The organism is Vreelandella venusta, from assembly GCF_015689495.1.
GTDB lineage: Bacteria > Pseudomonadota > Gammaproteobacteria > Pseudomonadales > Halomonadaceae > Vreelandella > Vreelandella venusta.
Map to the genome: position 1 here is coordinate 2,630,402 of NZ_CP065135.1, position 19,721 is coordinate 2,650,122.

Sequence of the window (19,721 nt, forward strand, 5' to 3'; positions counted from 1 at the left end):
GACTGAGTCATAAAGACCAAGCCAAGTTACGACGACTGGGTACCGCCAACAGTCAGCTCATCCAGCTTAAGGGTGGGCTGACCAACGCCTACCGGCACTCCCTGCCCCTCTTTGCCGCACACTCCGATACCGGTGTCCATCTCCATATCATGGCCAATCATTGAAACACGTCCCATTGCCTCAGGGCCGCTGCCAATCAAGGTTGCACCTTTAACAGGCGCGGTAATTTTGCCATCTTCAATGAGGTAGGCTTCGCTGGCTGAAAACACGAACTTGCCTGATGTAATATCGACCTGACCACCACCAAAACTGACCGCATAGATACCGCGCTTAACACTTTTGATAATGTCGGCGGGTTCATCTTGGCCTGCCAGCATGACCGTATTGGTCATACGCGGCATCGGCAAATGGGCAAAAGATTCGCGTCGCGCATTCCCCGTTGGTGCCATATTCATTAACCGGGCGTTAAGTTTGTCTTGCATATAGCCCGTTAAAATACCGTCTTCAATCAGCGGTGTGTATTGCCCGGGCGTGCCTTCATCGTCCACGCTTAACGAACCACGGCAGTCAGCAACGGTAGCATCGTCGACAACCGTCACGCCTTTCGCCGCAACACGCTTGCCCATCTGCCCTGCAAACGCTGAACTGCCCTTACGATTAAAATCGCCTTCTAGCCCGTGGCCTACCGCCTCATGAAGCAGAATACCTGGCCAGCCTGCGCCGAGAACAACAGGCATTTGACCAGCAGGTGCATCGACTGCTTCGAGGTTAACCAGGGCTTGGCGAACAGCTTCTTTTGCATAGCGTTCCGCTACGTTTTCATCTCGCAGCCGGGACATAGAGTAACGACCGCCCCCGCCAGCACTACCTCGCTCTCGCCGGCCGTTTTTAGCTGCGATAACACTCACGTTAAAACGCACTAATGGGCGGATATCTGCCGCCAAGGTGCCATCACTAGCACGTACTAACACCACTTCATAAGTGCCTGACAATGAGGCACTCACTTGGCTAATACAGGGGTCAGCTGCGCGCGCGATGCGGTCTGCTTCTTTCAACATCGCCACTTTTTCGTCAGCTGTAAGCCCCGCCAACGGATCAAGTCCTGCATAACGACCGGCAGCGCTGACAGCCACTACCGGCTGCCCAGGCAGCTGTTTACCGCTTCGCACAATGCCCGCGGCGGTACGCCCAGTATCCATTAGCGCATCTGCGGTAATTTGATTGGAGTAGGCAAAGCCTGTCTTTTCACCCGCCAAGGAGCGCACACCAACACCGCCATCAATGTTATAGCTGGCTTCTTTTACCTCACCATCTTCTAGCACCCAGCCCTCTTGCCAAGTACGTTGGAAGTAGAGATCGGCATAATCGATGCCCGCTCCCATGGCGTAAGACAGCCCTGTATCCAAGGCATCCAAATCCAGGCCACTTGGTGTTAACAAAATCGAAACAGCGGTATTTACATCGCTCTTATGTGCGGTCATTAAGGGCCTTCTAGAGTGATCTGCGGCGACGTCCACGGACCTCGCACGCGATAGTGAATAGTGGTTGCTTGATCTAACGCGCTACCAAAAAGCTGGTCCGCTATAAAAAGAGCGCCACCAACGATCGGAGCACCTACTGCAATAGCTGCGATAGGCAAGCTCTGACTAATAGGTAGTGTGACGCCTAACCGCTGATCAAGTTCACGTTGTATGAGATTGACGCTTCCCGTTAACGTTAGCGTGGTAGATGGCGCTTCAATGGTAAGCGGCCCGCGTAGCTGTAATTGCCCCGTGGCGACATCTGCCGTGCCATGCACCCGGTCAAACGCGGTTCCTTGTCCCGTCACGTCCGAAAAATCGAAACGCAAACGACGCAGTATGTTGTCAAAATTCAGCAGACCAACCAAGCGAGCCGGTGTAGATTCCAGCGTCACAAAGCGTCCATCCCGTACATCGGTTCGAATATTCCCATCTGCCCGACTTAACTCTAATTGCCAAGGAGCGCCTGGCCACGTCAGAGCGGCGCCAACATCCGTGGAACGGCTACGCATAGCGATTGGTTGACCGAGATGCTCTAACGCAGTACCTACATCACCACCTTGTATCGAAATATCAGCGCGAGTATGGCTATTGTTAGCGTCGCCCTCCCACACCAACTCTCCGCGGGCAGAGAGCTGACCTAATGTCAGGCCAACCGGGGAAAGAGTAAAACGTTGATCCTGGCTTTGCCAATAAGCCGTTAACGGTCCAAAACGGCCTTCGCCAACGCCAATATCGGCTAGTCTGAGCCTGCCATCCGGCAACTGGTTGAGCCATTCCGGCATAGCAATTGGTGTGGTGTGCTGAGTTTCAACAGCATCCATCCAAGAGCCTGGTGTTGGCGCACTGCTATCATGCGCTGCAGCAGGCATATCAAATAGTCGGTCGACTTCAAGCGACGAGATTGCAATATCCAGCGGCAGCTCGCTATCAGGCTGATAATTCACTCGCCCTGACACAAGATCACCGCTTAACTGCATAGCCAAGCGCTTTCCTTCAATATTACCTGCCGCTTCTAAGCGACCAAAACATGCATCACGGAAATATACGCAAGGCGTACTCAGCATGACTGATATTAGCGTACCCTTACTATCGCCATTCGGCGAAGACGACGCCTGCATCAACGGTGACAACGCCTCTTGCCAGTCATCGAGAGGCAACTCATCAAGCTGCGCGACAACACTCCAGCCTGGCTGCGTCGGCCAACCGTCCGGTGCAGCAGCGCTGCCTAGCGTAACCGCCCCAGCCGGTTCATCGTTACCAAGCTGCACGCGAGCATTAACGATGTCAGCCAACTGTGAGCTTAAGCGACCACTGTCGAAGTCGGCGCTGAACAGCCATGGCCATGGCTGTTCAGCGGACTTACTAAATGGCGCTGGCAACTTGCTTGTAATGCCAAGCAAGCGGCTTTCAAGGACCAGCGACGGTGATGGCTGTAGATTGACCTGCCCACGCCACTGAGCACGCCCTTCAAACAGCTGGCGAGCTTGTTCAGCGGGAATATTGGCCAGTTGAAATAAGGTGGCAATATCAATATCTCCACCCAAGGCAATACCGTCGTCCGGAACATTGATATCCGCTTCTATGGAATTACCCGACCATAGACCCGAAACGTTTCCAAGCAACGCGCTTTTCTCGCCGTGCTGCTGCCACGTCACCTCCCCCTGAATATCTTCTAGCGGAATAGCGACGGGTTGAAAAGCAAGCGTTGTGACATTGGGTCGAGCATTAATCTCCAGCGCCAATGAGTCCGGCGCGTTCAGTGGCAACGATAAAGCGACGTCACCCTCAACCCGGCCTTCTGCACGAATATCGTTAAGCATGGGCAAATCAAGCTCGGGCATCGTCTGGAGAAACGTCAACAGTGAATCACTATCGCTGCGAACATTTCCCGACAAATTAAGCGTCTCCTCGGCCATCTTTAGCACCCCATCAGAGACCTCAATGCCCTGGCTTTCAGCATGCTGAATAGCTGCCTCCAACACCTGGTCCTTCCAAACCAGCCTGCCCTCTATTTCCTCAAGTACAGGCCACTCAGGCGCGATAGGTAGTCGCCCTTGTGTAACAGACAGAGCCAACGTGGAGGAAATTTGCTCTGCAAACTGACTTTCTGACTCCGCCTCGTCATCAGTCAGGGGAAAGCTAAGCTTAAGCAAGCCGCTGGGAACATAACCACCTACGTCAGTTAATAACCACTCACGAAGCTCAGGTTCAAGTGCCTTAACAGGCAGCCATTGGGAGAGCGGATAATTAAGCGCATCAACATTTGCAAAGGCAATATCAAGTCCAAATTGTCCGCCGCGCTCGCTCGCAATCAGACCAAAGCCTCCACTCACTTCGGCACCGTCCCAATCCAAGCGCAGATCCCTACCACTGATCATGGTGCTTGGGCCATCATACACCCACTCCACCACACCCTCGGCATGACTCAACTGCATAGGGGATTCAAACAATTCAGGAAAATTAAGCGAGCTGCTTCCGGCACTGTTAAACGTTACCCTGCCGCGAAAATCTCTTGCCTGTACCCAGGCATCTAAGGGGCCACCTCCTGGCGCTTGCTCCCAAGGCAGCACCGCCACATTGGTTAACGCCGCATCAACCCCCCAATGCCCCTCACGCTGACCTAACCGCAAACCTTGAACCTGACCACGGGGGGATAGCGTTTGTAACACGCGAGTCAGCGATTCAGGCAACAAAATATAGTCGCGCCAAGCCGCCAAAGAAGCCAGTTCAAATTCGCTGGTGCGGACTTCCCATCGATCAGGCTGATGGGATAAGTACCAGTGCCGCGGTAGGGCTGGGCCACCACTTCCCCCTTCAGGTCGTGCCCACTCAACGTTTTTAGCGTCACCACTAAGCCAAGCTTCGCCGCCCTCGCCGTCTCGCTGCCAAAGGCCATTGGCCTGAATATTCTGCAGTACGGCATATTGAATATCGTGGCGCAGAGTCAACTGTGGCACATCAACAGCCAAGCGAGCCTCATCTAAACGCCCTGCATGCCAGCGTCCCCATAACGTAACCTCGCCTCCCGCTTGCTCTAGGAAAGGCATATGATCGGAACGTAAAACAGCGGCTAGTGCCACGAGATGATCCAACTGCATGTCCAATTGAAGCACCGCTGAAAAATCACGGAAGCCCTGTGCCCCAGGCTGCATCTCCACGTTCATCGCGATAGCCGGCAGCGTTTCTTGTGCCTGTGCTTCTTGAACCTCGACTTCTTGAGACCCAGCGCCTTGCGAATTCTCGCTCTGCGCTTCTAAGATCGTAATAGCACCTTCCAAACGTGTCCGTCGTTCGTCGCCATTGAGCAGCAAGGTAGGCGCGTGCAAGGTGACGGCTTGCTGGTTTCCATGCAGCACCAAACGAGTATTATCTACCCACAAGCGCTGGCGAAGAATAAGACCCGCCCAGGCATCCAGCGCCTCTAAGTCAACAGTGGGCTCCTCAGACATAGCAATCGGTAGCTCTGCTGGCGCCGGCCAGCCCCAAGCAGCATTTTCCTGCTGATAGAGATGAAACTCAAAGCCCGTAATACGCGCATCATTAAACACAGGCGCAATATTTCTCAATGTCGCCCAGCCATCGAGCCGTAAAAGTGCACTTTCAAGGGATACTAATTGCTGCCCATCAGACGTCGCTGAATGTACGCCTTCCAATCGCAAAACAAGATCGTTACGCGCCAAAGATAGCGATAGGTGCTCGATAGTAACGGGCACCCCGACACGGGCCTCTAATAACGCTTCTATTTTCGGTGTCAGCAGACTGGATTGGCTAATTAATAAACGTGCCAGCAATAGAGCAACAGCAAGGCCTCCTAGTAACGAAGCGATTACTACTAGGCACCACCGAGAGAATGAACGTAACGCTGCCATTACATTAGTACGATGTCGTACTGTTCTTGTGAGTAGTGTTGCTCTACCTGAAAACGAATAGTTTTATTAATAAACGTTTCCAAGTCAGCCACCGCCGCAGACTCTTCGTCTAACAGTCTGTCAACCACCGGTTGAGAAGCAAGCACCATATACGTTTCTGCACTGTAGGCACGTTCTTCGCGTAATATCTCGCGAAAAATCTCATAACAAACAGTTTCAGGCGTTTTCAACGTCCCGCGCCCACTGCAAGTTGGGCAAGCCTCGCACAGCGTTTGCTCCAGGCTTTCCCGCGTGCGCTTACGGGTCAGCTGAACTAAGCCCAGCTCAGTCACCCCGGTGCATTTCGTCTTCGCATGATCACGCTCTAGCGCTTTTTCAAGCACACGCAACACCTGGCGTTGATGTTCGACATCCACCATATCGATAAAGTCGATAATAATGATACCGCCAAGATTACGAAGCCTGAGCTGACGGGCAATCGCAGTTGCCGCTTCCAGGTTGGTTTTAAAAATCGTCTCTTCAAGATTTCGATGACCGACATAACCACCGGTATTAACATCAATCGTGGTCATCGCTTCCGTCGGGTCGATAACCAGATAGCCACCAGACTTCAACTGAACCTTACGACCCAGAGCTTTCTGAATTTCATCTTCAACGCTATACAAATCAAAGATGGGTCGCTCGCCTGGATAATACTCAATACGGTCTACCGCATCGGGCATAAACTCTTCTGCGAACTCAACCAGTTTGACAAAGTTCTCGCGAGAATCGATGCGCACTTTTTCAATATCATCGCGCATTACATCCCGCAATGTACGCATAAACAACGGCAGGTCATCGTAGATCACACTAGGCGATGCCGCCGTTATTTTGCGCTCACTTACTTTGCGCCAGATGCGCAGCAGAAAGTACATGTCACTCGCCAGCTCTTCATCACCGACCCCCTCTGCCGCTGTGCGCACGATGAAGCCACCGGTTACCTCAATGGTCTGCTCATCAATGCCCTTATCTAGCAGCGCTTTCAAACGCTCCCGCTCTCGCTCATCTTCAATGCGCTGAGACACTCCGTGATGGGGGGAATCAGGCATATAGACAAGATAGCGTGACGGAATCGAGAGATGGGTAGTGAGCCTGGCACCCTTAGTGCCAATGGGATCTTTGGTAACCTGAACGACAAGCGCCTGCCCCTCATGTAGCAACTGACCAATAGTCTGCTGCTCATCATTAGGCGTTCCCGATGGCATTACCTCATGGGCATGAATAAACGCCGCGCGCTCAAGGCCAATATCAACAAAGGCAGCCTGCATACCAGGCAGTACACGCACTACTTTGCCTTTGTAGATATTACCTACAATGCCGCGCCTACGTGAGCGTTCAATGAGCGCCTCTTGTAAGACACCATTTTCCACCAGCGCAACGCGAGTCTCCATTGGCGTTAAATTGATGAGGACTTCACCGCTCATGCAAAATTCCTTATTGAGTCACAGTATCCTTGCCAACACAGCAGGCGGCGAAATGGTGGTTAGCTCTGCTGATAGCAGCCCGACCAGATTGGCACCCCTTGCTGGCACAACAAGCGTGTTGTTTCATAGAGTGGCAGCCCCACGACGGCTGAATGGCTGCCCTTAATTTCTTCAACAAACACAGCGGCTAAACCTTGGATGGCATATCCTCCGGCTTTATCTACTGGCTCACCGGTCTGCCAATAGTCAGCTATTTCCTGCTGACTTATTACCCGCATCTTGACGAGCGTAGTTACACAACAAGAGAGTACACCCTTGGGACCAGCCACCGCGACCGCTGTTAATACCTTATGACAACGCCCCGACAGCTTCTTAAGCATAACGGCTGCATCATGCTCATCAATTGGCTTGCCCAATATCTGACCATCAATCACCACGGCTGTATCCGAACCCAGCACAGGAAGGGCTGTTCTTGAAACAGCCGCTTGTGCTTTCGCTCTCGCCAAGCGCTCCACATAAGCTTGCGCGGACTCCCCCTTGAGCGGCGTTTCATCCACGTCACTTGGCATGACCTCAACCGTCACACCTATTGATGCTAACAGCGCTTTACGTCGGGGCGATGCCGAGGCAAGGCATAACACAGGTGACGATGCAGAACGTGAACTATCCATCACAGCAACTCCAGCAGCTTATCAAACGCTAGCTAAACGCTGTTCGAGCGCTTTAAGCATGGTAGACCACCAGGGCCACAGAACAGCACTGATCAATGATGGAATCAAGAAAGACAAATGGATTGAAAAATCCCCCGTCAGTGTGCGCAACCATTGCTCGACTAGCTGCACCAAGCCTAATAAGACCAGCACGAGAACAGACTGCTGCACTAAAGAGTAAGCGCGAAAGCGGGGGTAAACCAAAGCACATAAAAAGGCCAACAGCGACAATATCAAAGCATGTTGACCTAGCGCGGTACCTTCGATCAAATCCAGCAGAATGCCGATCACAAAGCCATGAAAAACACCCACTCTATCCGGCGTTCTCATGCACCAATAAATCAGCATTAGTCCTATCCACTCAGGACGGTATACTTGCCACCCTTCGGCTAAAGGCATCACTTGTAAGCACAATGCCAGGATAAGCGTAAACCATACAAAGATAAGCGACACGGCGGGTGTCTTAGCCATTACTGCACCTCTCGTGCAGCATCCTGCTGCAAACCAATACGCTGAGCAGCGTGCAGTGCAGCGGCTGAAATATCCATACCCTCTCCCCAAATAGTATCCTCTATCTCTTCACGGGGCGGCGGGAACAACAATAGGAAGTGACGTGAACGCTGCAACTGAGCAGACGGCTCTGCGGTCACTTGAGCGAAAGGCTGACCCGGGTCGTGGTAAACGTCGGTGACCCTGGCAACGGGATGGCCTGGCGGGAAGCGTCCTGCCAACCCCGACGTGGTCAGCAAATCACCTTCGCGAATGTCGGCTGTATCGGGCACGTGCAACACTTTCACGCTGCCGTAACGACCAGCTCCCTGCACAATGAATCGCAAGCCATTGCGATTCACCTGAACGGGTAGTGCATGGCTCGCATCCGCTAGCAACAGAACGCGGCTTGAGTACGCCGACACAGCGGTCACCTGCCCCACCAAGCCAAACGCATCAATCACCGGCTGACCAACATAGGCGCCATTCCGATGCCCTCGGTCAACCACCATCTGATGACTAAACGGATCATTATCTAACGACAGTAGCTCAGCGGTTATGTAAGGAATATCTCTACGTTGAGCTGCTTTTAGTAAATTACGTAACTCGGCATTCTCCGCGGTCAGATTAGCCAACCGCTGACCACGATGTGAAAGCGTCAAAATTTGCTCACGCAGGCGACGATTTTCGTCAACAAGCGCTTGCTGGTCAGAAAGCGCCAGTGCCCCCCAGTTAAGCAGATCGCTAGGCACGCTAACGACCCACTGAATTGGGGCAACAATCATCGTCATTTGGGCGCGCACATCTTCCATGCGGGTAAATCGCTGATCGGCAAACATTAAAATGCTTGCCAATAGCACACAGAAGAATAGCCGATACCCTGGCAATGACGCGTGCGAAAATAGCGGTTTAATAGGCAATCCCCCGCGATAAACCGCTACGATCAGTCGCTCGACAGCAACTCGAAGGTATGCTGATCAATCATTTCCAATGCTTTGCCGCCACCGCGGGCTACACAAGTGAGCGGATCTTCAGCCACAATCACTGGCAAGCCGGTCTCTTCGGCGATCAATTTATCGAGATCACGCAACAGTGCGCCGCCACCTGTCAGCACCAAGCCACGCTCCGCGATATCAGAAGCCAGTTCCGGTGGTGATTGCTCAAGGGCACTCTTAACCGCTGCCACAATAGACCCCAAGGTCTCTTGAAGGGCTTCGAGAATCTCGTGGGAATTCAGTGTAAAGCTGCGCGGTATGCCTTCCGCTAGGTTGCGTCCACGCACATCAATTTCACGCAGTTCGCCGCCAGGATAGGCACAACCGATCTCTTCTTTAATGCGCTCGGCGGTGGCTTCACCAATCAGGCTGCCGTAGTGACGACGCACATACGCAGTGATGGCCTCGTCAAAGCGGTCACCACCGACACGAATAGATTCTGAATAAACCACGCCATTGAGCGAAATAATGGCGATCTCGGTAGTACCACCACCGATATCAACCACCATAGAGCCCTGCGCTTCTTCAACCGGAAGCCCGGCACCAATTGCGGCGGCCATCGGCTCTTCGATTAAAAACACTTCGCGAGCACCAGCACCTTCCGCCGACTCGCGAATCGCGCGCCGTTCAACCTGCGTAGACATGCAGGGAACGCACACCAAAACGCGAGGACTGGGTGTTAAGAAGGTGCTTTGATGCACTTTACGAATAAAGTGCTGAAGCATCTGCTCTGTCACGGTGAAGTCAGCAATAACACCATCTTTCATGGGGCGGATGGCGGTAATATTGCCTGGCGTGCGACCGAGCATACGTTTGGCATCGGTGCCAACCGATGCCACGCTGCGCATGTTGCCAGACTGGCGGATAGCGACTACGGACGGTTCATCGAGCACGATGCCACGACCGCGTACATAAATCAGTGTGTTGGCCGTACCCAAGTCGATCGACAGATCGCTGGAAAACAGCCCCCTCAAACGTTTGAACATGGATGTTGTTACCTAGTGCAGACCGGGAACCCTGTGCGGATGCAAACGGTATCACCGCTACCCCTTGGCAGCAAGCACGAGTCGCGCCTAATACTGCCCGTTGGGGCCAATATGTGGTACCTTTTGCGGCTATTTTCTACGTCTGCTACATAAGACGAATTTAAGATGACCGTATGTATACCGCTGAACGCGGAATATGTTCCATCACGTTTGCGAGGAAAATTCGATCATGGCGCTTGAAGAATCTCATGTGCGCCGGGCCGCACACTTGGCCCGACTCGCCGTTAGCGATGACCAAGCCAGTGGTTTTGTCGACGATCTAAGCCGCATTCTGGACATGGTCGACCAGCTACAGAGCCTGGACACCGATGGCGTTGCGCCGCTTGCGCACCCGCTGGATGCTACACAACGGCTACGAGCCGACGAAGTCACGGAAACTAACCAGCGCGACGCTTTCCAGCGCTGTGCTCCGGCAGTAGAAAATGGTCTATATCTCGTACCCCGCGTCGTCGAGTAACCAGATTACCAGGCACAGGCCGCTATTTTCTGCTCTTTCTATTCGCCCCCGAACGGAGCTTCCGGGTCATGCATGATAAAACCGTAACGCAGCTCGCCGCCGCCCTGAAAAGCGGTGAGCTTTCTAGCCGAGAGCTGACTTCACACTTTTTACAGCGTATCGAGCAGGCTGATGGCACGCTCAATAGCTTTATTACCGTCACCGCCGAGCAAGCACTTAATCAGGCAGAAGCTGCCGACAATGCGCGTGCTGCAGGCAAGGCTGGCAAGCTAACAGGCATCCCCTTCGCACTGAAAGATATTTTTTGTACTCAGGGGGTGAAGACCAGCTGCGGCTCAAAAATGCTCGATAATTTTATCGCGCCTTACAATGCCACTGTGGTAGAGAAGCTCAACGCTGCCGGCACCATTAGCTTGGGTAAAACCAACATGGACGAGTTCGCGATGGGCTCTTCCAACGAAAATAGCCATTTTGGCGCAGTTAAAAACCCCTGGGACCTTAGTGCAGTGCCTGGTGGCAGCTCAGGTGGCAGTGCCGCCGCAGTCGCGGCCGGCCTTGTCCCTGCAGCAATGGGCACAGATACCGGCGGCTCTATTCGCCAACCAGCAGCATTTTGCGGCATCACCGGCTTGAAGCCTACGTACGGCCGCGTTTCTCGCTATGGCATTATTGCCTATGCGTCTAGCCTCGACCAAGCAGGCCCTATGGCGAAAAGCGCGGAAGACTGCGCGCATCTGCTCAATGTCATTGCTGGCCATGATGCACGTGATTCCACCAGCGTTGCCCGCGGCGTTCCCGACTACACAGAAACGCTTAATGCACCACTTTCTGGCCTCAAAATCGGCCTGCCAAAGGAGTACTTTGGCGATGGTTTAGACGCTGACGTCGAAAAAGCGGTTCGCGAGGCAGTGAAGGTATATGAATCATTAGGAGCGAGCGTACGCGAAGTGAGCCTGCCGCATACCCACTATGCGATTCCGGCTTATTACGTTATCGCCCCCGCCGAGGCGTCCTCGAATCTCTCCCGCTATGATGGCGTGCGTTTCGGGCACCGCTGCGATGCACCGGCCGACCTTATTGATCTCTACACGCGGTCTCGTGCGGAAGGTTTCGGTGATGAAGTAAAACGGCGCATCCTGATTGGCACCCACACGCTTTCTGAAGGCTTTTTTGACGCCTACTACACCAAAGCACAGAAAGTGCGTCGTTTGATTCGACAGGACTTCCTGGACGCCTTTGAAGACGTAGACGTACTGATGGGGCCAGCATCGCCAACGCCCGCGTTTGATCTTGGCGCCAAGAAAGATCCGGTGTCCATGTATCTACAAGACATTTACACCATCGCCGTTAACCTAGCCGGCATTCCTGGCATCAGTGTTCCTGCAGGTTTTTCTAATGGCCGCCCGGTCGGTCTACAGATCCTGGGGACCCACTTTGCAGAAGCACAGCTGCTAAACGTGGCTCACCAGTTCCAGCAAGCCACTGATTGGCACTTACAACGCCCTGCTTTTGCCGAGGAGAACGCCTAATGCAATGGGAAACCGTGATTGGGCTGGAAGTACACGTTCAGCTCGCGACTCGCTCGAAAATTTTCTCCGGCGCCTCCACCGCTTTTGGCGCAGAACCGAACACTCAAGCCTGTGCTGTTGACCTTGGCTTACCCGGTGTTCTGCCCGTGCTGAACGAACAGGCCGTGGCTATGGCCGTTCAATTTGGGCTTGCGGTACATGCCGACATTCCTGAAGTATCGGTGTTCGACCGTAAAAACTACTTCTATCCAGATTTGCCCAAGGGCTATCAAACCAGCCAGATGTATCATCCGATCGTCGGCGCAGGTGATGTCGAAATCACCTTAGATGATGAATCCACCAAGCGTATTCGTATTCATCATGCCCATCTCGAAGAAGACGCTGGCAAGTCACTGCACGAAGACTTCCACGGCATGACGGGCATCGACCTGAACCGAGCGGGCACACCGCTACTGGAAATCGTCTCTGAGCCGGATATGCGCAGCGCAAAAGAGGCTGCCGCGTATCTCAAAGCGATTCACTCTATTGTGACCTATTTGGGCATTTCCGACGGCAATATGGCGGAAGGCTCAATGCGCTGCGATGTTAACGTTTCAGTGCGCCCTAAAGGCCAAGAAGCCTTCGGCACCCGCGCGGAAATCAAAAACGTTAACTCGTTCCGATTTGTGGAGCGCGCCATTGCCTATGAGGTCGAGCGCCAGATTGAGCTGATCGAAGACGGCGGCAAGGTCGTACAGGAAACCCGCCTGTTTGATCCTGAGCGCGACGAAACCCGCAGCATGCGCACCAAAGAGGAAGCTAACGACTACCGCTACTTCCCCTGCCCGGACCTGTTACCTGTGGTGTTAGATCAAGCTTATCTTGATCACCTTCGCAGCCAGTTGCCAGAGCTTCCTGCCGACAAGCGAGTGCGTTTCCAGAATGAGTTAGGCTTATCGGCCTATGATGCCCACGTACTGTCGGCTAGCCGAGAAATGGCCGAGTTCTTCGAAGAAGTACAGCAAGTGTGCGGCGATGCAAAACAGGCCGCTAACTGGGTACAAGGGGAACTTTCGGGTGCGCTTAACCGTGAAAACCTCACCATTCAAAACAGTCCTGTTTCCGCAAAGCAGCTCGGCGAGCTGATTAGTCGCGTATTGGATGACACCATTAACGGCAAGGCCGCCAAGCAAGTCTTCCAAGCACTGTGGAATGGCCAAGGCGATAGCGCCGATGCCATCATTGACGCAAAAGGACTGAAGCAAGTAACGGATACTGGCGCGATCGAGGCGATGATTGACCAAGTGATCGCAGACAGCCCGGCACAGGTTGCCCAATATCGTGATTCTGAGCCAGAGAAACGCGGCAAGATGATTGGTTACTTCGTTGGCCAAGTCATGAAGGCATCTCGCGGCACGGCGAATCCGCAGCAAGTTAATGGCTTGTTAAAAGAGAAGCTGGACGCATTGCTATAACGTCGACCGACGAGTGACATCAAGGTCATAGCGGCTGCCTCGGCAGCCGCTTTTTTGTGGCTATAAGCGTTATAACAACTGACTTGGCTGGGTAAAGCGTTTTAGCTGCGCGCAACCGGCGGCCCACACGTCAGCCTCAAGCTCTGCAATGGCGGCGGTAGGAAAGCCAATCCCCTGGCTCGGCACGCCTTCGACTAACAGGCCCGTCAACTCACCCACCAGCGGCATATGGCTGACAAGCATAATCGGGGCATCCGCAGCTTGATTTAGCAGCCATTCACTGACATCACTAGGTGAATCTTCCGGGGTAATAAACGCCAATGTAGTCAGTGGCACACCCAACGCATCACAGATCCGCTGAGCGGTCTGCTGAGCTCGTACAAAAGGGCTAGCATAAATCCTGGGGCAAGATAGTTCACCCTGCTCAATACGCACGGCCAGCCAGCGGGCCATTTTTTCGGCTTCAAGCTCACCGCGATGTGTTAGCCGGCGAGCCTGATCGGGAAACCCCGGCGCAGCTTCACCATGGCGCATAACGAGCACACTAGCCATTTCTGCCTCCATTTTCACGGTGGGCTTGCTGAACAGCCTCACGCGGCAAAATAAATTCCACATCACTGCTTTGCTCGCCCATCATCAGAGTACGCGCCATCTCCTGAGCCGGAACACCTTCAAACAGCACGCGATTCAGCCCCTCAGCCAGCGGCATATAAACACCCATTTCACGCGCTTTAGCACAGACAAGCTTGACGGTATTTACCCCTTCAGCGACTTGACCTAATGCCGATACCGCCTCATCAAGACCTCGCCCTTCCCCCATGGCGTAGCCAACCCGATAGTTGCGGGATAGATTTGAAGAGCAGGTAACGATTAAATCACCGACGCCAGCCAAGCCTAAAAACGTCATCGGGTTGGCACCCTGTGCAACTGCAAAGCGGCTCATTTCTGCTAGCGCCCGCGTCATCAGCATGCTGCGAGTGTTCTCCCCCATTCCCAGCGCTGCCGCCATACCTGCGGCAATGGCGTAGATATTTTTAAGCGCCCCGCCGAGTTCAACCCCATGGCGATCATTACTGGCATATACGCGAAAATAGCGACAGCCCAACGCTTGCTGTACCCGCGTTCTGGTCAGCGCATCGCTACTGGCAATGACAGTGGCGGTCAACTGCTTATCAGCGATTTCGGACGCTAAATTAGGCCCTGCGATAACGCCAACGTGGGGAAAGCCAGTTTCCTGCTCAAGCACTTGGCTCATTAGCAAAAAACTATCTTGCTCAATGCCTTTGGTGGTGCTGACCAGAATTTGCTCTGGGGTTAACCAGGGTTTGGCAGCCTGAACAACACTGCGAAACGCTTTGGAAGGGATAGCAATCAGCACTAACTCAGCGTCTTCTAGCACCGATTGAAGATCCGTAGATGCGATGACGGCGGGATTAATTACATAATGTGGTAGATAGCGCCCATTGCGATGCTCATGATTTATTTGCGTCACCAAAGCTTCATCGCGCATCCACTGGCGCACCTTTGCGCCATTATCTGCTGCAATACTCGCCAGAGCGGTACCAAAACTTCCGCCCCCCAGCACTGCGACATTCATCTGCTGCTCATCAGCCATGACGATATCCTGATCATTGGTCTCGTGCGTTTAGCACTTACTTTATCATCATCTCTATTAAAACAAGCGGCCCGCTTGGATATCCAAGCGGGCCGCGTCAATCAACTACCGATTCATCAAGCCGTCAAGACGTGATTAAGCCGCTTAACATAGGCAGCGGGATCATCAAGATGACCACCTTCGGCAATGATCGCCTGATCCAGCAAAATATGCGCCAACTGGCCAAACAGATCGCCTTCGGCATTTTCCAGACGCGCCACCAGGGCATGGTTGGGGTTTAGCTCCAGAATCGGCTTCACCTCAGGCAATGGCTGACCAGCGGCCTCCATGATACGACGCATCTGATAGCCCATTTCATGCTCAGGAAGCACAACGCAGGCAGGTGAATCGGTTAAGCGGTGGGTGATTTTCACCTCTTGAACCCCCTCGTTTAACGCCTCTTTGACGCGCTTAACCAAATCTTCTTTGGCCTTAGCAGTCTCTTCCTGAGCTTTCTTTTCTTCCTCGTCTTCTACATCGCCAAGGTCCAACTCACCTTTAGCCACATCGGCAAACGATTTACCATCAAACTCGGTAAGATGACTCATTAGCCACTCGTCAATACGGTCTGATAGCAGCAGAACTTCGATACCTTTCTTACGGAAAATCTCTAAGTGGGGGCTGTTTTTCGCCGCATTAAAGCTGTCGGCAACCACGTAGTAAATCTTCTTCTGCCCCTCTTTCATGCGCTCAATGTAGTCGACCAGAGAGTGCTCTTGGGCGGCAGTATCGGTATGCGTTGAAGCAAAACGGAGCAGGCCTGCAATCTTTTCACGATTAGCGGCGTCTTCACCTGGCCCCTCTTTTAGCACGCTGCCAAATGTAGTCCAGAAAGTTTGGTACTGCTCGTTGTCTTTCGACAACTTTTTGAGCATATCCAACGCTCGCTTGGTCAACGCACCCTTGATCTTATCGACCTTGGGATCTTGCTGAAGCAGCTCACGAGAAACGTTCAGAGAGAGATCGCGGGTATCTAAAACACCTTTGATAAAGCGCAGATACAGGGGCAAGAACTGCTCCGCGTCGTCCATAATGAACACACGCTGAACATACAGTTTAACGCCTCTAGCACCATCACGATCGAACATGTCAAACGGTGCACGCCCCGGCACATACAGCAGGCTAGTGTACTCCAGCTTGCCCTCAACCTTGTTGTGGCTCCAGGTCAGCGGGTCGCTAAAATCGTGAGCAACGTGCTTGTAAAATGCCTTGTACTCGTCTTCGGTTACATCGCTTTTCGGACGAGCCCATAATGCAGTTGCTTCGTTAACCGTTTCCCACGTGGTGATTTCACTGCCTTCAATATCGTTGTCTTCGTCGTCCTTCGCCATTTCGGTTTTAGGCATGCGTACGGGCACTTCAATATGATCGGAGTATTTGCGCACTAGCCCTTGCAAACGATAGTCGTCGGCAAACTCTTTCGCATCGTCTTTAAGATGCAGCGTGATTTCAGTACCGTGACGCTCACACTCAATATCAGCAACGGTGAATTCACCCTCGCCCCTTGAGCGCCACTCGACCCCTTCTGAGGCGTCAGTGCCCGCTTTGCGGGTGCGGACCGTCACTTCATCAGCAACGATAAACCCCGAGTAGAAACCTACCCCGAACTGGCCAATCAGCTTAGCGTCTTTCTGCTGCTCGCCAGAAAGCTGCTTGAGGAACTCTGCGGTGCCTGAGCGTGCGATAGTACCCAGGTTCGCAATGACATCATCGCGATTCATGCCAATGCCATTATCACGTAGCGTGATAGTGTTAGCCTCGCGATCATGCTCAATCTCAATGCGCAGCTCGCTATCACCTTCATAAAGCGCATCATTATCAAGTGCAGCATAACGTAGCTTGTCACAGGCGTCAGCTGAGTTAGAGATCAGCTCGCGCAAAAATATCTCCCGGTTGGAATACAGGGAGTGAATCATTAAATTTAGGAGTTGCTTAACTTCCGTTTGAAAGCCAAGAGTTTCTTCGTGGGTCGCCGTCGTCATGCGCTTAGCCCTCATTAATCACGTTGTGCTTGGTGCTCCTGGCGAATGCTAGCCAGGAGCGAAAAAGGTTGTGAACTCAATATGGGGATAAGCAGTGGGATTTCAAGAAGGTGAATGAGAAGAAGCGGCTGGCGTTTGCTCTGCATATTTCCAATTACGATATTCTGACAGATGAGCATCGACACGGTTAAGTAACCAACCTACGATCAAAACATCATCAGCTACGCCAATCATTACGAGAAAGTCGGGAATAAGATCAAAAGGCATGACAAGATAAGCAAGTGCTAGCGCCATCAGCCCAAAGGCCGACCAGGGAATAGGCCGGAAGCTGCCTCGCAGTACATCACGCGTCATCGGCAGAAACAGCTTTAGGGCTCGGCCAATGCGTTTCACTGCCCACACACGTGTTTTGAGCCGTCGAAACAACCACCACGTAGACATTCGTGCCATCGTTATTGAATCCTCCAAGTAGCATAATTGTGGGAACATTATTTACACATTTAGTTCATCATCGACCCAGCAATACAGTTCTAGCAATATAGCGGTTAGACACCATTCGCGAGCAAGAGGGAGTGCCATGCAAGCTTCGCCATTTCGATTAACATTTCGCAGCCTATGTGCGGCGATGCTCATCGGTTTACCAACTGCCTCCTGGGCAACATCTGACTCAGCGATGCACGAGGCACTTGAAGCCGCGCGCCAACAGCAGTGGCAGCAGATCAATGACCGCGCGATAGAGGGGCATATTCTCAGCGGCTATGTGGACTACCATCGCCTACGTAGCCAACTGCCTAATGCAGCCCCCAGTCAAGTGCTACAGTTTATTGAGCGCCACGCTGATTCACCGCTATCAGAATGGATGCGCGGCCAAGCGATCGCAAAATATGGCTATGCGGGCCGATTTGGCGACCTGCTTGCCGTTGCTGACGGTGTACCAACAGGCACTGCTCGTCAGTGTTACTACTACACTGCTCTCTTGGATAGAGCGCCTGCTGAAGCTCGCGAAGCGGGGCTTGAGCTGTGGCGCGTGGGTCGCTCCCAGCCAGATGCCTGCGACCCGCTGTTCAATCGCCTTCGTGCGGATAGCACCATTGATAACACGGTCATTTGGGAGCGGAAAATGCTCGCCTGGCAGGCGGGCGAAGAGCGCTTAAGCAGCTATCTAGGTGGGTTACTGAGCAGTCAGTGGCAAACAGCACTGAATACCGTTGAAACGGTCAAAAACTCATCAGCTGCAATTGCCTCAGCGCCTACCTGCCTTGGCCCTGAATGCGCTGCCACGGCGGCGTTTTATAAAGCCGCCATGCAGCGCTACACGCGAGAAAACACCCCGGCAGCCTTCTCAACGTGGCAAGCCATTGGACCACGCCTTACCTTAGCCCATGCTGACCGCCAAGCGATCGAAGAAGAGCTTGCGTTTTATGCTCTCGTGCGCAACGTTCCTGGCACTCTTTCATGGGTCGACAGCGTCCTACCCTCGCTGAACAGCGAACGCGTCTTAGAACTGCGCGTTCGCGACGCTTTAGCCAACAGACAGTGGACCGATGTCGTCCATTGGATTACCGAAATGCCTATCAGCCAGCAGGAAAGCAGTCGCTGGCAGTACTGGCTAGCAAGAGCCAATGACCAACTGGGTAATCATGAAGCAGCGTTAGCGCGCTACCAACAAGCAGCAACCGACAGAAGCTTCTATGGCTTTGCTGCTGCCGAAAAGCTTAACCAGCCCTACCAACTCAACCTAGAACGCAACCACTTTGACGAAGCCACCAGGGCACAAACGGCACGCCTGCCGGTGGTTCAGCGCACCGAAGCACTTCTACGTATAGGCGAAGATGGGCTAGCCAACAGTGAGTGGCTATATGCCGTACAGAATGGCACACCTTATCAGGCGCGAGCGCTCGCCGATTACGCCGCTCATCAGCAGTGGCATGCCCGCTTGGTACAAACGACGATCGCGGCCGAAATGTGGGACGCGCTGGACTGGCGTTTTCCAGCAGCTTATCGTGACAGCTTCCTACACTGGGGACGCGTAACCGGCGTCGACCCTTATTTATTGATGGCTATCACCCGGCGTGAAAGTGCTTACAATCCAGTTGCCCTCTCGCCTGCCGGTGCTCGGGGGTTAATGCAGCTAATGCCAGGCACCGCTAGCCAAGTTAGTCGTCAACTCGGACTAAATGACCCAGGTCCCTACGGCATTTTAGAGCCAGAACTCAATATTCGCTTAGGTAGCACTTACTTACGTGACAAGTTGGAACGCTATCAAGGCAATCGGTTGGCCGCTACTGCTGCTTATAACGCAGGGCCAGGCCGAGTAGATCAATGGCTAGGCAACAACAGCATGGAATCGTTTGACCTGTTTGTAGAAAGCATCCCTTTCCGGGAAACCCGAGATTATGTGCAGGCAGTATTGAGCTATCGAGTGATTTTCGAAAGCCTAGCAAACGGCGGCAACAGCGAGGGCGTCTCGCTACTTAGTGACAGTGAACAGGCCGTCCGCTATGACCGCGCGCTGCTTGTAAGCCGCTAAACTCGACCCCCCCTCCACCG

At 53.2% G+C, this 19,721-nt stretch carries 15 protein-coding genes; 4 read left to right on the forward strand and 11 right to left on the reverse strand.

Annotated elements, in window-relative coordinates; genetic code table 11:
* Positions 1–26: 26 nt before the first annotated feature.
* The 7 genes from tldD to IR195_RS12760 are packed head-to-tail and all read right to left on the reverse strand — an operon-like array spanning position 27 to position 10,035.
* Positions 27–1,481: a metalloprotease TldD gene (tldD, locus tag IR195_RS12730; protein WP_125749180.1), complete on the reverse strand. Its 1,455-nt coding sequence runs from the start codon at positions 1,479–1,481 to the stop codon at positions 27–29.
* Positions 1,481–5,392 carry a YhdP family phospholipid transporter gene (locus IR195_RS12735; protein ID WP_206047725.1) on the reverse strand — a complete coding sequence of 1,304 codons (3,912 nt, stop codon included), beginning with the start codon at positions 5,390–5,392 and terminating at the stop codon, positions 1,481–1,483. The genes tldD and IR195_RS12735 overlap by 1 nt, the downstream gene beginning before the upstream one ends.
* The gene (gene rng / locus IR195_RS12740) at positions 5,392–6,855 is read right to left on the reverse strand and encodes a ribonuclease G (RefSeq protein ID WP_125749186.1); all 1,464 of its coding nucleotides are present in this window, start codon (positions 6,853–6,855) and stop codon (positions 5,392–5,394) included. Before rng ends, IR195_RS12735 begins: the two co-directional genes overlap by 1 nt.
* 59 nt (positions 6,856–6,914) lie before the next feature.
* Entirely contained in the window at positions 6,915–7,526 is a 612-nt protein-coding gene (locus IR195_RS12745; protein WP_125749189.1) for a Maf family protein, read from the reverse strand.
* A gap of 21 nt (positions 7,527–7,547) precedes the next feature.
* Positions 7,548–8,036, reverse strand: coding sequence for a rod shape-determining protein MreD (gene mreD / locus IR195_RS12750; protein WP_125749192.1), 489 nt, complete (start codon positions 8,034–8,036; stop codon positions 7,548–7,550).
* Complete coding sequence (mreC, locus tag IR195_RS12755) at positions 8,036–8,974, reverse strand: rod shape-determining protein MreC (protein WP_125749195.1); 939 nt, start codon at positions 8,972–8,974, stop codon at positions 8,036–8,038. The genes mreD and mreC overlap by 1 nt, the downstream gene beginning before the upstream one ends.
* A 23-nt stretch (positions 8,975–8,997) precedes the next feature.
* Complete coding sequence (locus IR195_RS12760) at positions 8,998–10,035, reverse strand: rod shape-determining protein (RefSeq protein ID WP_009721960.1); 1,038 nt, start codon at positions 10,033–10,035, stop codon at positions 8,998–9,000.
* 229 nt (positions 10,036–10,264) lie between these two features.
* On the opposite strand from IR195_RS12760, the gene gatC reads away from it, so the two are divergent.
* The 3 genes from gatC to gatB all read left to right on the forward strand — a co-directional run bounded on the left by gatC (position 10,265) and on the right by gatB (position 13,535).
* Positions 10,265–10,552 carry an Asp-tRNA(Asn)/Glu-tRNA(Gln) amidotransferase subunit GatC gene (gatC, locus tag IR195_RS12765; protein ID WP_083005849.1) on the forward strand — a complete coding sequence of 96 codons (288 nt, stop codon included), beginning with the start codon at positions 10,265–10,267 and terminating at the stop codon, positions 10,550–10,552.
* Positions 10,553–10,620: 68 nt separating this feature from the next.
* Complete coding sequence (gene gatA, locus IR195_RS12770; RefSeq protein WP_206047726.1) at positions 10,621–12,081, forward strand: Asp-tRNA(Asn)/Glu-tRNA(Gln) amidotransferase subunit GatA; 1,461 nt, start codon at positions 10,621–10,623, stop codon at positions 12,079–12,081.
* Positions 12,081–13,535 (forward strand): Asp-tRNA(Asn)/Glu-tRNA(Gln) amidotransferase subunit GatB, encoded by a 1,455-nt coding sequence (gatB, locus tag IR195_RS12775; protein ID WP_206047727.1) that lies wholly within the window; start codon positions 12,081–12,083, stop codon positions 13,533–13,535. The genes gatA and gatB overlap by 1 nt, the downstream gene beginning before the upstream one ends.
* 69 nt (positions 13,536–13,604) lie before the next feature.
* Here the strand turns inward: gatB and sixA are convergent, their stop codons facing one another.
* The 4 genes from sixA to IR195_RS12795 all read right to left on the reverse strand — a co-directional run bounded on the left by sixA (position 13,605) and on the right by IR195_RS12795 (position 17,621).
* On the reverse strand, positions 13,605–14,087 hold the full coding sequence (gene sixA, locus IR195_RS12780; protein ID WP_206047728.1) for a phosphohistidine phosphatase SixA: 483 nt from the start codon (positions 14,085–14,087) through the stop codon (positions 13,605–13,607).
* Positions 14,080–15,150, reverse strand: coding sequence for an NAD(P)H-dependent glycerol-3-phosphate dehydrogenase (locus tag IR195_RS12785; RefSeq protein ID WP_125749207.1), 1,071 nt, complete (start codon positions 15,148–15,150; stop codon positions 14,080–14,082). The genes sixA and IR195_RS12785 overlap by 8 nt, the downstream gene beginning before the upstream one ends.
* Before the next feature lie 116 nt (positions 15,151–15,266).
* Positions 15,267–17,171 carry a molecular chaperone HtpG gene (htpG, locus tag IR195_RS12790; RefSeq protein WP_206047729.1) on the reverse strand — a complete coding sequence of 635 codons (1,905 nt, stop codon included), beginning with the start codon at positions 17,169–17,171 and terminating at the stop codon, positions 15,267–15,269.
* A gap of 102 nt (positions 17,172–17,273) precedes the next feature.
* Positions 17,274–17,621, reverse strand: a complete 348-nt coding sequence (locus IR195_RS12795; protein ID WP_125749212.1) for a YkvA family protein — start codon at positions 17,619–17,621, stop codon at positions 17,274–17,276.
* Between the two features lie 127 nt (positions 17,622–17,748).
* On the opposite strand from IR195_RS12795, the gene IR195_RS12800 reads away from it, so the two are divergent.
* A complete protein-coding gene (locus IR195_RS12800; RefSeq protein WP_206047730.1) occupies positions 17,749–19,701 on the forward strand; it encodes a transglycosylase SLT domain-containing protein in 1,953 nt (650 codons plus the stop codon).
* The last annotated feature ends 20 nt before the right edge of the window (positions 19,702–19,721 follow it).

What these genes read in the sequence shown, in the direction of transcription:
- gatC (WP_083005849.1), top strand. Translation starts at nt 10,265, where the DNA reads ATGGCGCTTGAAGAATCTCATGTGCGCCGGGCCGCACACTTGGCCCGA.
- IR195_RS12745 (WP_125749189.1), bottom strand. Translation starts at nt 7,526, where the DNA reads ATGGATAGTTCACGTTCTGCATCGTCACCTGTGTTATGCCTTGCCTCG.
- rng (WP_125749186.1), bottom strand. Translation starts at nt 6,855, where the DNA reads ATGAGCGGTGAAGTCCTCATCAATTTAACGCCAATGGAGACTCGCGTT.
- tldD (WP_125749180.1), bottom strand. Translation starts at nt 1,481, where the DNA reads ATGACCGCACATAAGAGCGATGTAAATACCGCTGTTTCGATTTTGTTA.
- gatB (WP_206047727.1), top strand. Translation starts at nt 12,081, where the DNA reads ATGCAATGGGAAACCGTGATTGGGCTGGAAGTACACGTTCAGCTCGCG.
- gatA (WP_206047726.1), top strand. Translation starts at nt 10,621, where the DNA reads ATGCATGATAAAACCGTAACGCAGCTCGCCGCCGCCCTGAAAAGCGGT.
- htpG (WP_206047729.1), bottom strand. Translation starts at nt 17,171, where the DNA reads ATGACGACGGCGACCCACGAAGAAACTCTTGGCTTTCAAACGGAAGTT.
- IR195_RS12760 (WP_009721960.1), bottom strand. Translation starts at nt 10,035, where the DNA reads ATGTTCAAACGTTTGAGGGGGCTGTTTTCCAGCGATCTGTCGATCGAC.
- sixA (WP_206047728.1), bottom strand. Translation starts at nt 14,087, where the DNA reads ATGGCTAGTGTGCTCGTTATGCGCCATGGTGAAGCTGCGCCGGGGTTT.
- IR195_RS12735 (WP_206047725.1), bottom strand. Translation starts at nt 5,392, where the DNA reads ATGGCAGCGTTACGTTCATTCTCTCGGTGGTGCCTAGTAGTAATCGCT.
- IR195_RS12795 (WP_125749212.1), bottom strand. Translation starts at nt 17,621, where the DNA reads ATGGCACGAATGTCTACGTGGTGGTTGTTTCGACGGCTCAAAACACGT.
- IR195_RS12800 (WP_206047730.1), top strand. Translation starts at nt 17,749, where the DNA reads ATGCAAGCTTCGCCATTTCGATTAACATTTCGCAGCCTATGTGCGGCG.
- mreD (WP_125749192.1), bottom strand. Translation starts at nt 8,036, where the DNA reads ATGGCTAAGACACCCGCCGTGTCGCTTATCTTTGTATGGTTTACGCTT.
- IR195_RS12785 (WP_125749207.1), bottom strand. Translation starts at nt 15,150, where the DNA reads ATGGCTGATGAGCAGCAGATGAATGTCGCAGTGCTGGGGGGCGGAAGT.